We start from the raw sequence: 13443 nt of genomic DNA, 5'->3' as shown, positions 1-13443 counted from the left end.
AAACGATCGCTGTCGGCATTTAACGGGTTAATTCCCGGGATGCCCCACGGCTTCGTATTGCCTGAAACGGCCATGCCTTTATTTATCTGATTGCGAAAGAAAGGAGTGAATATGCATTTTCAGCACCTGACTTACTGGCAGGATAAAGCAAAAAATAGCGCCATTGAGACCCGGTTATTTATTAACGGCGCCTATTGTGACGCCGCCGATAATGCCACGTTTGACACCGTCAATCCCGCGACCCAGCAGACGCTGGCGAACGTCGCACGGGGCAAGCAGGCGGACGTGGACCGCGCGGTTCAGGCCGCGCGTGCGGTATTTGAGCGCGGTGACTGGTCGCAGGCGTCTCCGGCGCAGCGCAAGGCCGTGCTCAATACGCTCGCCGATTTAATGGAACGCCATAGCGAAGAGCTGGCCTTACTGGAAACGCTGGACACCGGTAAACCCATCCGCCACAGCCTGCGCGACGATATTCCCGGCGCGGCGCGCGCCATTCGCTGGTACGCCGAAGCGGCGGATAAAGTCTACGGCGAAGTGGCGCCTACGGGTCCGGGCGAGCTGGCGATGATCGTGCGCGAGCCCATCGGGGTTGTCGCGGCCATCGTCCCCTGGAACTTCCCGCTGCTGCTGGCCTGCTGGAAGCTGGGACCGGCGCTGATCGCGGGCAACAGCGTGGTATTGAAACCATCGGAGAAATCACCGCTCACCGCCCTGCGGCTGGCCGGACTGGCGAAAGAGGCGGGCCTGCCTGACGGCGTGCTGAACGTGATAAGCGGTTACGGCCACGAAGCGGGCCAGGCGCTGGCACTGCATCCGGAGGTTGAGGTGCTGACGTTTACCGGCTCTACCCGTACCGGCAAGCAGCTGTTGAAGGACGCGGGAGAAAGCAACATGAAGCGCGTCTGGCTGGAGGCGGGCGGCAAAAGCGCCAACATTATCTTTACCGACTGTCCGGACCTGGACAAGGCCGTGAGCGCGACCGCCGCCGGGATTTTTTATAACCAGGGGCAAGTCTGTATCGCCGGCACCCGCCTGCTGCTCGAAGACAGCATCGCTGATGACTTCCTGGCAAGGCTGAAGGCGCAGGCCCGCCACTGGCAGCCGGGCGATCCGCTCGACCCCGACAGCACGATGGGGATGCTCATCGACGCCGCGCACGCCGATACCGTCCACACGTTTATTCGCGAGGGAACCCGGAAAGGTACGCTGCTGCTGGACGGGCGGGAACAATCGTGGCCTTCCGCAGTCGGTCCAACCATTTTCGTCGACATCGACCCTGCCTCCCCGCTGTGCCGGGAAGAGATTTTCGGGCCGGTGCTGGTCGTCACCCGTTTTAAAACCGAAGAGGAAGCCTTAACGCTGGCCAACGACAGTGAATACGGGCTTGGCGCGGCGGTATGGACCCGCGATCTCTCCCGCGCGCACCGCATGAGCCGCCGCCTGAAGGCAGGCTCGGTCTTCGTCAATAACTATAACGACGGTGATATGACCGTCCCCTTTGGCGGCTATAAGCAGAGCGGCAACGGTCGCGATAAGTCCCTGCACGCGCTGGAAAAATTTACCGAACTGAAAACCATCTGGATTGCCCTGGAGCCTCAATCATGACCGAACATACCACCAGCTACTACGCGGCCAGCGCGAACGCTTACGAACCCTTCCCGACGCTTAACGAGTCGATCAGCTGTGACGTGTGCGTGGTGGGCGGCGGCTATACCGGCCTCTCCTCCGCGCTGCATCTCGCTGAAATGGGCTACGACGTGGTGCTCCTTGAAGGCGCGCGCATCGGCTTCGGCGCCAGCGGACGCAACGGCGGCCAGCTGGTTAACTCCTACAGCCGCGACATCGACGTGATTGAGAAAAACTACGGCCCCGATGCTGCCAGAGCCCTCGGGAGCATGATGTTTGAAGGCGGGGAAATCATTCGGGAGCGAATCCAGCGCTATCAGATCCAGTGCGACTATCGTCCCGGCGGGCTGTTTGTGGCGCTAAACCACAAGCAGCTGGAGACGCTGGAGGAGCAAAAGGCCAACTGGGAACGCTACGGCAACACGCAGCTGGAGTTGCTGGACGCCAGCGCCATCCGCCGGGAAGTCGACAGCGAACGCTATACCGGCGCGCTGCTGGATCGCAGCGGGGGGCACATTCATCCGCTGAACCTGGCGATCGGCGAAGCGGACGCCATTCGCCTGAACGGTGGGCGGGTGTATGAACAGTCCCCGGTGACTGCCATTCAGCACACCAGCCCGGCCGTGGTGAGCACGCAGCATGGTCAGGTGACGGCCCGCTACGTGATCGTCGCCGGGAATGCCTATCTGGGCGATAAGATCGAACCGGAGCTGGCAAAACGCAGCATGCCCTGCGGCACCCAGGTGGTGACCACCGCTCCGCTGCCGGAAGAGCTCGCCCGCACGCTGATCCCCAATAACTACTGCGTGGAAGATTGTAACTACCTGCTGGATTACTACCGTCTCACCGCCGACAACCGCCTGCTGTACGGCGGTGGCGTCGTGTATGGCGCGCGCGATCCGGACGATGTCGAGCGCCTGGTGATGCCAAAGCTGCTGAAAACTTTCCCTCAGCTGGCAGGCGTCAAAATCGACTACCGCTGGACGGGCAACTTCCTGCTGACCCTGTCCCGTATGCCGCAGTTTGGTCGTCTGGATAAAAACATCTATTACATGCAGGGCTACAGCGGCCACGGCGTGACCTGCACCCACCTGGCCGGACGGCTGATCTCGGAACTGTTGCGCGGTGACGCTGAGCGCTTTGATGCGTTTGCCAACCTCCCGCACTACCCCTTCCCGGGCGGCCGCAGCCTGCGGATTCCATTTACGGCGATGGGCGCGGCGTACTACAGCCTGCGCGATCGTCTTGGCGTATGATCGTTTCGACTAAAGGGTATCTGACATGAGTAACCAGGAATTTCATCAGCGCAGACTTTCTGCCACCCCGCGCGGCGTTGGCGTAATGTGTAATTTCTTTGCCCGCTCGGCGGAGAATGCCACGCTCACCGACGTGGAAGGCAACGACTATATTGATTTCGCCGCCGGGATCGCGGTACTGAATACCGGCCATCGTCATCCTGAACTGGTGGCCGCAGTGGAAAAACAGCTTCACCAGTTCACCCACACGGCCTACCAGATTGTGCCGTATGAAAGCTACGTTTCATTGGCCGAAAAACTTAACGAGCTGGCCCCGGTGCAGAGCCCGGCCAAAACGGCGTTCTTCACAACGGGCGCGGAAGCGGTGGAAAATGCCATTAAAATCGCCCGGGCCCACACCGGCAGACCGGGTGTGATTGCCTTCGGGGGAGGCTTTCACGGCCGAACCTATATGACCATGGCCTTAACCGGCAAGGTCGCGCCTTATAAGCTGGGATTTGGCCCCTTCCCGGGGTCGGTTTACCACGTGCCGTATCCCTCCGAGCTGCACGGCATCACGACGCAGGATGCCATCACGGCGATAGAACGCCTGTTCAAAGCAGATATTGAGGCGAAACAGGTGGCGGCGATTATTTTTGAACCCATTCAGGGTGAAGGCGGATTCAACGTCGCCCCGCCAGAGCTGGTGGCCGCCATCCGCCGTATCTGTGATGAGCACGGGATCGTGATGATTGCCGACGAAGTGCAGAGCGGCTTCGCCCGTACGGGGAAACTGTTTGCGATGGAACACTACGCGGACAAACCCGACCTGATGACGATGGCTAAAAGCCTGGCAGGCGGAATGCCGCTGTCCGGCGTGGTGGGCCGCGCCGAAATCATGGACGCGCCGGCTCCCGGCGGCCTGGGGGGCACCTATGCAGGCAACCCGCTTGCCGTGGCCGCCGCGCACGCGGTGCTGAAGATTATCGACAACGAGTCGCTGTGCGCGCGCGCCCGTCAGCTGGGCGATCGGCTGAAAGCCACGCTGGAGGAGATTCAGGGCACCTTCCCCGCGCTCGTGGCGATAAGGGGAAGAGGATCGATGATTGCGGCGGAGTTTTTTGACCCCGAGAGCCGTGAACCGTCGGCCGCCATCGCGCAGGCGATCCAGCAAAAGGCGCTCGCCCAGGGCCTGCTGTTATTGATCTGCGGCCAGTACGGCAACGTGATCCGCTTCCTTTATCCGCTGACCATTCCGGATGGCCAGTTCAACCAGGCGCTGGCGATCCTGCAACAGGTTATGCGCGATAAGTCCTGAGTGCCCACCTAAAACCGTCTCCCGGAATGCCGGGGACGGTTTCAACGGAGGAGATCGGCACAGATTTCCTCCGCGTGGGAAATGTTGGGGAATTGGGTCCGTTTCATTGTATGCTCCCTGAAACACATCCCCGGCATGAGGAAATAAGAATTGCAAAAAACATCAGCCTATCAGTCACTTGTGAAAACCTTCCAGCGTCTCTCCCGCTTCTCGCACCTTACCTCCATCGCCAGCTGGGACATGTTTACCATGATGCCGCCCGGCGGCAGCGCCGCGCGCGGCGAGGCGCTGGCGGAGATGAGCGTCCTGCAGCACCAGATCCTGACCGATAAAAAAGTCGGCGACCTTTTAGCGGCGGCGGCAGGTGAAGATCTGAATGACGTCGAACAGGCCAACCTGCGCGAAATGACGCGCCACTACCAGCAGGCGACCCTGCTGCCGGAATCGCTGGTGGAAGCCAAATCCCTGGCGGGCAGCAGGTGCGAGCACGCCTGGCGCACGCAGCGTCCCGCCAACGACTGGCAGGGCTTTTCCGCCAACCTGAAAGAGGTGGTCAAACTCAGCCGTGAAGAGGCACGCCTGCGGGCGGAAGCCAAAGGCTGCACACCGTACGACGCGCTGCTGGATATTTTTGAGCCCGACATGACCAGCGCCCGTCTGGACGTGCTGTTCGGCGACATGAAGTCCTGGCTGCCGGACCTGCTGGCAAACGTCGTGGAAAAGCAGGCTCAGCGATCGTTTGTTCCTCCTCAGGGGCCTTTCCCGACGGCAACACAGCGTGAACTGGGCCTGGAAGCCATGAAGATGCTCGGCTTCGATTTTAACGGCGGTCGCCTCGACGTGAGTGCGCACCCGTTCTGCGGCGGCGTACCGGAAGACGTGCGCATCACCACGCGCTACGACGAGGATGAACTGCTCAGCGCGCTGTTTGGCGTGATCCACGAAACCGGACACGCGCGCTACGAACAAAACCTGCCGCGCGCGTGGGCAGGACAGCCGATTGCCCTCGCCCGCTCAACCGCGATCCACGAATCCCAGAGCCTGTTCTTTGAGATGCAGCTGGGACGCAGTGAAGCCTTCCTCAAGCATCTTCTCCCTGCGGTGCACGCCCGCTTTGGCAGCCAGGCGGCGTTCAGCGAAAAGAATTTTATTGCCTGGAACCAGCGCGTGAAGCCGGGCTATATCCGCGTCGATGCGGACGAAGTGAGCTACCCGGCACACGTGGTGCTGCGCTATGAGATTGAGCGCGCGCTGATCAACGGCGAGATCGAAGTGGACGATATCCCTGCCCTGTGGGACGAGAAAATGCAGGCCTGGCTCGGGTTATCCACCAAAGACAACTACCGCAACGGCTGTATGCAAGATATCCACTGGACCGACGGCGGTTTTGGCTACTTCCCGTCCTATACGCTGGGGGCCATGTATGCCGCACAGCTGTTCCACGCCGCGAAAACGGCGCTTCCGGGTCTGCAGGCCTCCATCGCTGAGGGCGATTTTTCCGCACTCTTTGAGTGGCTGCGTCAGAACATCTGGCAGCACGGCAGTCGCTTCAGCACGTCGCAGTTAATCACCCAGGCGACGGGTGAAGATCTGAATATCCGTTACTTCCGCGAGCATCTGACCTCCCGTTATCTTTAATCCCTCTGCCGGAGCCTGCTCCGGCACTCTTCTCACCCTTTTCAATAAGAATATGATTTAGCACATATTGCCATGATTGCGCCGGGTGTATGAATGCGTGTCCTTCCGACACAATTAGACTGCTATCAGGCCAGGATTAAAAAAATAAAGGGATCAATGATGAAAGGCATAATGAAAACGGTGTTAGCGATTCTGTGTGCGACCAGTTTAAGTACTTTCGCAGCCACGGATAATACCCCGCAAGACGCGTTCAACGATATTACCCGCTCTCTTGCAGACCTCCAGCCCATCACGTTTCAGGCTCCCGCTGAAAAATATAAGCTGCTGGTGTTTATTGATAATCAGTGCATTTACTGCAGCAATGTAGTGAAAAACGTTAAGCAATATACGGATGCCGGTTTGACGATGTCGTTTCTGACCGTTGCGCCCAGCGCCATTCGCGACTCGGTAATTGAAGATATGGGGCGCGTCTGGTGTTCAGCCGATAAGGTCAAAAGCCTGCAACAAGCGATGGCGGGATTTTTACCGAATAACGACACCACGACAGCGTGCTCCGATCTGATCGCGCGGCAATCTGCACTGGCAGAACGTTTGGGCATTAGCGTCACCCCGGTAATGGTGGTTATTGAGCCTGAATCACGGTCGATTATAGGCAGTCAGTCTCCGGCGGCTATTCTGGCCACACTGAAAAGATAACAGAGACCTGTACGAGCAGCGGCGTTTGGTCTGTTCGTACACTTTTCTCCCCTCTGTACATTCCGTTACACGCCGATACCAATCACTCACGGAAACCCAGAATTTACAGGGATATAGTTATTTCAACGGCCCCGCAGTGGGGTTAAATGAAAAACCAAATTCGAGGGTATGAACATGAAAAAAGTATTAGCTCTGGTTGTTGCCGCTGCTATGGGTCTGTCTTCTGCTGCGTTCGCTGCTGAAACCACTGCTGCACCGGCTGCTGCGGCACCTGCTGCAACGACCACCGCGGCGCCAGCAAAAACTGTCCATCACAAGAAACATCATAAAGCCGCTAAACCGGCTGCAGAGCAAAAAGCCCAGGCCGCTAAAAAGCACCACAAAAAAGCGACCAAACCAGCTGCAGAGCAGAAAGCCCAGGCTGCTAAAAAGCACCACAAAAAAGCGACCAAACCGGCTGTAGAGCAGAAAGCCCAGGCTGCTAAAAAGCATCACAAAAAAGCAGTAAAACACGAAGCTGCTAAACCAGCTGCACAGCCAGCTGCGTAAGAGTACAAGCTAAACCGTGCCCTTCGGGGCACGTTGGTAAACCGGCGCTGAACCGGAACAGGTTCCGCGCCGTTTTTTTTTCCCCGGAGGGCGTATGCTGCGGCGCTATCGGTTTGAGCTGATTCTGATCCTGCTTATTTTATGCGCGCTCATCGCCAGCCATTTTTATCTTTCCTGAATGTAGCACGCTGATTTTACTCCCACTTTAGCGCTGTCCCGTCTATAGTATTTTCATAGGGTTCACTTTTAATAATCATAATTACCCCCACCAGAGTGAGATATGCGTAAATCTGTTGTGTTGTTACTGGGAACGTTTGGTCTTTTTTCTGGATTCTCACATGCGGATGATGGCGGTGATGACACCATTAGCGCGAAAGAGCTAAAGACGCTTTTTTTCAATCATGACGACCGTACGCGCGTCGCCGATCCCACCCAGGCGCCCTGGGATGCTATAGGTCAACTGGAAACCGCCAGCGGTAACTTATGTACTGCGACGTTGATCACCCCTCAGCTTGCCCTGACGGCAGGCCACTGTCTGTTAACGCCGCCAAACGGCAAGCCGGATAAAGCGGTGGCCTTGCGGTTTGTGTCGCAAAAAGGGACCTGGCGCTATGAAATCCACGGCATTGAAGGCCGGGTCGATCCGTCTCTCGGCAAACGGCTGAAACCGGATGGTGACGGCTGGATCGTGCCACCGGCGGCCGCCTCATGGGACTTTGGCCTGATCGTTTTACGCTACCCCCCTTCCGGCATTACGCCGCTGCCATTATTTGACGGCGATAAAGACGCACTCACCGCCGCGCTGAAAGCCGCCGACCGGAAGGTGACGCAGTCCGGCTATCCTGTCGACCATCTGGATACCCTTTACACCCACACCGACTGTATTGTGACGGGCTGGGCGCAAACCAGCGTACTCTCGCACCAGTGTGATACGTTGCCGGGCGACAGTGGTTCACCGCTGATGCTGAAAACAGATAACGGCTGGCAGTTGATTGGCGTGCAGAGCTCTGCACCGGCGGCGAAAGATCGCTGGCGGGCCGATAACCGGGCCTTGTCCGTGACCGGCTTTCGCGACAAGCTGGAAGCGCTGGCGCAGCAGTAAATCAGCATCGTCTGACCTGATGTAATGCCCTGATTGACTCAATCGGCATCGGCTGGCTGAACCAGAAACCCTGCAGTTGATCGCAGCCAGCCAGCCGCAGCAGTTTCATTTGTCTTTCGGTTTCGACCCCTTCGGCGACCACCGCCATCCCAGCGCGTTGGCGATCCGCACCGTGCCGCTCACCAGAATAAAGAGCAGGATCAGGGCCGATGCCAGCACGACAATCTGGGTGATATCAGAGGATGCCGCCCGGGCGGCCTGCGCTCCCGGAAGCCGTGCCTGCCAGTTAAGATAGCCCAGCAGCTCCCCTGCCGAGCTGCGCAGCGGCATACTCAGCTCGTTAATTTTATCCGGCGTAAAGTGCAGGTTATCGATCTGAAAGGTCGACCCCAGGTCGGATAAAATTCTGGCGTTCAGATGACGGGTGATTACCAGATAGCGGCGCGTTCCGTCGGTAACCTGTAATCTTCCGACCATCGGGCGAATCAGCCCAATGCCCACAAAGGCGACGCCGCTTCGCGTTTTGCTGATCCCGGCATAGATATTTTTATCGCCTGATAAGGCGCGCGCGTGCTGAGCAATCAGGGCTTTCAGCCCCTTGCCGAAAAAATCGAGATTCGTCTCCTGAAATGGCTGACTTTGAAACGATCCCCAGATGACGTTGAAATGCTCATCAAGCACGAAGGTGCCATCATAGAGGTTGTTGATTTTAAAGCCGGCGCCCCAGGTGTTATACAACCAGTTGGTATCGAGCGTGGGACGGTAGGCCTCCCGCACCGCATCGTCCCAGACGGCGTTATCCAGCACCAGCGAGGAGACGCGGTTGACCGATGTCTGAATGGCCCCCTGCACGGAAAGCGCCGCGCGATGTTCATCAATTTCATTGGTTTTGGTGCTGATAAGATGCAGGGAAAGATAGAGGAGTGCGACGACGGAGATGATTAAGCCGATGCCCGCCATAAAGACCATGGCAAACAACGTTCTCGCGGTGGGAATATTGCGCCAGCTTAATGTGCGATACATCCGCCATCCTCTTCAGGGTTTTGCTTTTCTAAGCGTAATACAGGCAGCGAATTTCGCTGCCTGTAAAGGATGGCTTTATGAGCGTCAGGCGAGTTTTATCATAATCATACCGGCAAGCAGCAAGATGAGTCCCATCCAGCCCTTGTTATTTAAACGCTGACCGAAGAGCACCCAGCCTGCGGCCAGCGTGGCGGCGATACCAAAACCGCCCCACAGCGCATAGGCCACCGACAGGTCAATCCCTTTTACCGCCTGGGACAGCGCGCTGAACGCGCCCAGAACCGCGGCAATCGACATCAGGCCGTAGAGCTTACGGCGAAAACCATCGGAGAATTTCAGCAGAACGTTCGCCAGAATTTCCAGCACGATGGCGAACCCCAGCCAGGCCGCATGAACCCACTCAAACTGTTGCATGGTTCTGCTCCTTCTGCACTTTAGACGGCTTACGGGTACCTGATTTAATCAGCACAATACCCGCGACCAGCGTCGTTAATCCGGCGACCTTCATTGTTGTTAATGTTTCGTCAAATATCAGAACGCTGAACAGCGTAATCAACAAAATACCGATCCCTTCCCACAGGGCATACGCGACGCCCAGCGCAATTTTTTTCACCGCAAATGAGAGGAAAATATAAGAAAGCGAAATCATCACCAGCATCAAAATAAAACCAGTATTGCCATCGCTGACGCTTGCCCACTTCATCGACAGCGTGCCGGTAATTTCAGCAATAATAGCCAGTGCTAATAAAATCCAGTAAAACATGTTTTTCTCCTGCTTGAGAATATAATCCATCGTGGCCCGCTGCGTGCAGCAAACCCAAAAATACGAATTGAAATCAGTCAGCTAAGCGCTTAGCGCCAGCTCAGGCAGAAGAAATGACTAGAGTGCGGTGCGCCAGTGTTGCTCACCAGAAAGCAGGCAGAAAGAGGTGGAGTATACAGCAGTATTGTTTGAAGAGTACGTCCTGAACATATTGTCCATAAAATTACAATTATCCGCGTTGTTGCTTCTCGTCTTTGCGGATGAAAATTGTCCTCGGTAGTTAAACACACCGAATTTGTACCATAAGCCAGGATTTTACTCAAAGTCTTTGCAATTCTTTACCCACCCCGTTTGATTTTGGTTAGTTTATTGCAACGCCTTTCGCCTTTATTATAAAAATAACGAAAATTGCGGAGTCACCATGGCTAAACCCATCATTACCCTGAACGGGTTAAAGATTGTCATCATGCTGGGCATGCTGGTGATCATATTGACAGGCGTGCGCTTTGCCGCCGACATTATTGTGCCCTTTATTCTGGCCCTGTTTATTGCGGTGATCCTCAACCCGCTGGTGCAGCGCATGACGCGGCTGCGCGTCCCGCGCGTGCTGGCCATCACGCTGCTTATCAGCATCATTATTGTGGCGATGGTGCTGCTGGTCGCTTATCTGGGCACCTCGCTCAATGAACTGGCGCGAACGCTGCCGAAATATCGCTCTTCGCTGGCGATCCCCCTGCTGCAGCTGGAGCCCTGGCTGCAGCGCGCGGGGATCGAAATCTCGGTTGAGGAACTCCTGAAATATATCGACCCCAATGCGGCGATGACGATCGTCACCAGCCTGCTGACGCAGCTTTCCAACGCCATGACCTCTATTTTCCTGCTGTTCTTAACGGTGGTATTTATGCTGCTGGAGGTGCCCCAGCTGCCGGCAAAGCTGCAGCAGATCATGGTCCGTCCGGTTGAAGGAATGGGGGCGATCCAACGCGCGCTGGACAGCGTCTCCCGCTATCTGGTGCTGAAAACGGCCATTAGCCTGGTGACGGGCGTTATCGTCTGGGTGATGCTTCTGGCGCTGGACGTCCGCTTTGCGTTCGTCTGGGGGTTACTGGCGTTTGCGCTTAACTACATTCCCAACATCGGCTCCGTGCTGGCGGCGATCCCCCCTATCCTTCAGGTGCTGGTTTTCAGCGGGCTTTATGACGCGCTGATCCTGCTGGCCGGATACCTGGTCATCAATCTGGTGTTCGGTAACATACTGGAACCGCGCATGATGGGCCGGGGCCTGGGGCTGTCCACGCTGGTGGTCTTTTTGTCCCTGATATTCTGGGGCTGGCTGCTCGGGCCCGTTGGGATGCTGCTCTCCGTTCCGCTCACCATCATCGTCAAGATTGGTCTGGAGCAGACGGCGGGCGGGCAAAGTATCGCCGTGCTGCTGAGCGATATGAGTCATAAATAGCCGTCATTCCGCCATCGACAGGAGGGGCTTGCGGGTCCTTCCACCTTCACGATAAGCGCTGAGCGCCCTTCGCCACTCCGCCAGCGGGTACACCGTAACGTCGCTGTACTCACTGTCGGCCAACCTCAGCCAGATGCGATCGAACTCCGCGCGCCACGCCTCAACGCTGAGCGCATCCAGACCGTTTCGGATATGGAACCACGCCACGCGCGGCGCAGGCCGCCGCTGTGTGAAGGCTTGCCCGGAGAGCAGCCCGTAGCAGACAAACATGCCCTGCTCGGGCATCACGCTGAGGATCGTTTCCGCAAGCGGCCCGCCGGTGGCATCGTAGACGATATCGCTACGGGCGGCGACGGCGCCGATTCTGTGCGCGTCATGCTGCGCGACAGGCGCGATCCCCATCGCCTCCAGCCGTTCAGCATGCACGGCGGAACGGTGAATGCCGAACACCGCTTCCGCCCCCGCCTGACGCGCCCACTGCCCCAGCAGGATGGCGCAATCGGATCCTGCAGCCGTGAGCAAGACCCGCTTTCCGCGCGGCGGGTAGCGGGTCAGCATCATCTGCGCCGCCAGCGGGTTGATGTAGGCCCGCGCGGCCAGGCGCGAGTCGACAACGTCCGGAACGGGTATCGCATACTCTGCCGGACAGTCCACATAGCGCTGCCAGGTGCCCTGACCGCGCAGCGGCAGGACGCGCTTACCCACCAGATGCTTAAACGAGGCGGGCGCCCCGGTGACAACCCCGACACCTTCATACCCCGCGACCGCCGGTAAGGGTGTTCTGTGGCGATAGGCGCCGGTGATGGGGATAAGATCGGACGCGTTGACCGGAGAAAACAGCATCCGCACGCGGAGCTGTCCGGGCGCAAGCGCGCCCAGCGGCGCGGTTTCAGGTTGCAGAACAGATTCTGGCTCGCCAAACCGGCGATACCAGAGGGCCAGGTTTTCCATTACGATCTCAAGGCTGATAGCGGAACTACTCGCGCCAGCCCATTGCCGGTGCGACATGTTTGAGAATAGACTCAATCACGTGCGCATTATAATCCACCCCCAGCTGGTTCGGTACGGTCAGTAAGAGCGTATCCGCCTCGGCAATCGCCTCGTCTTTTTTCAGCTGTTCAACCAGCTTGTCCGGCTCCGCGGCATAGCTGCGCCCGAAGATGGCGCGCGTTTTCTCATCAAGATAACCCACGCTATCGCTGTCGTTGCGGCTGGCACCGAAATACATCCGGTCACGGTCGTCCATCAGCGCAAAAATACTGCGGCTAACCGACACGCGCGGCTCGCGCGTATGCCCTGCGTCTTTCCAGGCCTGACGGTACGCGCGGATCTGTTTTGCCTGCTGAATGTGGAACGGCTCGCCGGTTTCATCGTCCTTCAGCGTTGAGCTTTGCAGGTTCATGCCCAGTTTTGCCGCCCATACCGCCGTCGCATTAGAACCCGCGCCCCACCAGATACGCTCGCGCAGCCCTTCTGAATAAGGCTCCAGACGCAGCAACCCCGGTGGATTGGGGAACATTGGCTGTGGGTTCGGTTTGGCAAACCCTTCCCCACGCAGCACCTCAAGCAGCACCTCGGTATGACGACGCGCCATATCCGACTCGTTTTCCCCTTCCTGCGGGACATAGCCGAAATGCCGCCAGCCATCAATAACCTGCTCCGGTGAGCCCCGGCTGATGCCCAGCTGCAGGCGACCGCCGGAAATCAGATCCGCCGCGCCCGCATCTTCGGCCATGTACATCGGATTTTCATAGCGCATATCGATCACGCCGGTACCGATTTCGATGGTCTTCGTTTTTGCGCCAATGGCGGCCAGCAGAGGGAACGGCGAGCTAAGCTGTCGGGCGAAGTGGTGCACGCGGAAATAGGCGCCGTCTGCCCCCAGCTCTTCAGCCGCCACGGCTAAATCGATGGACTGCAGCAGCGTATCGGCCGCCGAGCGCGTGCCGGACTGCGGTGAAGGCGTCCAGTGGCCAAAGGATAAAAATCCGATCTTTTTCATAACCCTGTGTCCTGATAATGCGTTGCGTTCTGTCC

The 13443-nt window shown here is 57.8% G+C and carries 14 protein-coding genes and 1 pseudogene; 8 read left to right on the top strand and 7 right to left on the bottom strand.

Annotated features, from left to right (window positions below):
• The first annotated feature begins 111 nt into the window (after positions 1-111).
• The 7 genes from puuC (at position 112) to ACEPLT_RS09855 (ending at position 8164) form a co-directional block, all read left to right on the top strand.
• Positions 112-1605 carry an aldehyde dehydrogenase PuuC gene (gene puuC, locus ACEPLT_RS09885; protein WP_232928830.1) on the top strand — a complete coding sequence of 498 codons (1494 nt, stop codon included), beginning with the start codon at positions 112-114 and terminating at the stop codon, positions 1603-1605.
• Positions 1602-2882, top strand: a complete 1281-nt coding sequence (locus ACEPLT_RS09880; RefSeq protein WP_025911468.1) for an NAD(P)/FAD-dependent oxidoreductase — start codon at positions 1602-1604, stop codon at positions 2880-2882. Before puuC ends, ACEPLT_RS09880 begins: the two co-directional genes overlap by 4 nt.
• Positions 2883-2907: 25 nt before the next feature.
• The gene (puuE, locus tag ACEPLT_RS09875) at positions 2908-4179 is read left to right on the top strand and encodes a 4-aminobutyrate transaminase (RefSeq protein ID WP_021241186.1); all 1272 of its coding nucleotides are present in this window, start codon (positions 2908-2910) and stop codon (positions 4177-4179) included.
• Positions 4180-4329: 150 nt separating this feature from the next.
• A complete protein-coding gene (locus tag ACEPLT_RS09870) occupies positions 4330-5817 on the top strand; it encodes a carboxypeptidase M32 (RefSeq protein ID WP_232928828.1) in 1488 nt (495 codons plus the stop codon).
• A gap of 156 nt (positions 5818-5973) precedes the next feature.
• Positions 5974-6513, top strand: coding sequence for a thioredoxin fold domain-containing protein (locus ACEPLT_RS09865; protein WP_008502459.1), 540 nt, complete (start codon positions 5974-5976; stop codon positions 6511-6513).
• Positions 6514-6687: 174 nt separating this feature from the next.
• The gene (gene asr / locus ACEPLT_RS09860) at positions 6688-7062 is read left to right on the top strand and encodes an acid resistance repetitive basic protein Asr (RefSeq protein ID WP_021241183.1); all 375 of its coding nucleotides are present in this window, start codon (positions 6688-6690) and stop codon (positions 7060-7062) included.
• Positions 7063-7342: 280 nt separating this feature from the next.
• Positions 7343-8164 (top strand): trypsin-like serine peptidase, encoded by an 822-nt coding sequence (locus ACEPLT_RS09855; protein ID WP_008502460.1) that lies wholly within the window; start codon positions 7343-7345, stop codon positions 8162-8164.
• Position 8165: 1 nt separating this feature from the next.
• Here the strand turns inward: ACEPLT_RS09855 and ACEPLT_RS09850 are convergent, their stop codons facing one another.
• The 5 genes and pseudogenes from ACEPLT_RS09850 to ACEPLT_RS09830 form a co-directional block, all read right to left on the bottom strand.
• Positions 8166-8273, bottom strand: a complete 108-nt coding sequence (locus ACEPLT_RS09850) for a hypothetical protein (RefSeq protein WP_337059555.1) — start codon at positions 8271-8273, stop codon at positions 8166-8168.
• A gap of 68 nt (positions 8274-8341) precedes the next feature.
• Positions 8342-9187 (bottom strand): annotated as a pseudogene (locus ACEPLT_RS09845) (CHASE4 domain-containing protein); the annotation flags it as partial.
• A gap of 84 nt (positions 9188-9271) precedes the next feature.
• Positions 9272-9601 (bottom strand): multidrug/spermidine efflux SMR transporter subunit MdtI, encoded by a 330-nt coding sequence (mdtI, locus tag ACEPLT_RS09840; RefSeq protein ID WP_008502462.1) that lies wholly within the window; start codon positions 9599-9601, stop codon positions 9272-9274.
• Entirely contained in the window at positions 9588-9950 is a 363-nt protein-coding gene (mdtJ, locus tag ACEPLT_RS09835; RefSeq protein ID WP_008502463.1) for a multidrug/spermidine efflux SMR transporter subunit MdtJ, read from the bottom strand. Before mdtJ ends, mdtI begins: the two co-directional genes overlap by 14 nt.
• A gap of 117 nt (positions 9951-10067) precedes the next feature.
• On the bottom strand, positions 10068-10238 hold the full coding sequence (locus ACEPLT_RS09830) for a protein YdgV (protein ID WP_085930315.1): 171 nt from the start codon (positions 10236-10238) through the stop codon (positions 10068-10070).
• A gap of 133 nt (positions 10239-10371) precedes the next feature.
• Between ACEPLT_RS09830 and ACEPLT_RS09825 the strand changes: the two genes are divergently transcribed.
• Positions 10372-11406: an AI-2E family transporter gene (locus ACEPLT_RS09825; RefSeq protein ID WP_032674659.1), complete on the top strand. Its 1035-nt coding sequence runs from the start codon at positions 10372-10374 to the stop codon at positions 11404-11406.
• A 3-nt stretch (positions 11407-11409) separates the two neighbouring features.
• On the opposite strand, the gene ACEPLT_RS09820 is transcribed toward ACEPLT_RS09825, so the two are convergent.
• Both ACEPLT_RS09820 and ACEPLT_RS09815 read right to left on the bottom strand, forming a co-directional pair.
• The gene (locus ACEPLT_RS09820) at positions 11410-12357 is read right to left on the bottom strand and encodes a zinc-dependent alcohol dehydrogenase family protein (RefSeq protein WP_232928826.1); all 948 of its coding nucleotides are present in this window, start codon (positions 12355-12357) and stop codon (positions 11410-11412) included.
• Between the two features lie 25 nt (positions 12358-12382).
• Positions 12383-13408 (bottom strand): LLM class flavin-dependent oxidoreductase, encoded by a 1026-nt coding sequence (locus tag ACEPLT_RS09815; protein WP_008500518.1) that lies wholly within the window; start codon positions 13406-13408, stop codon positions 12383-12385.
• Positions 13409-13443 lie beyond the last annotated feature (35 nt).

This window comes from Enterobacter sp. fkY84-1 (assembly GCF_052974705.1).
Note: the sequence above shows the minus strand (reverse complement) of the source record. Positions and strands in the feature narration are given on the sequence as shown.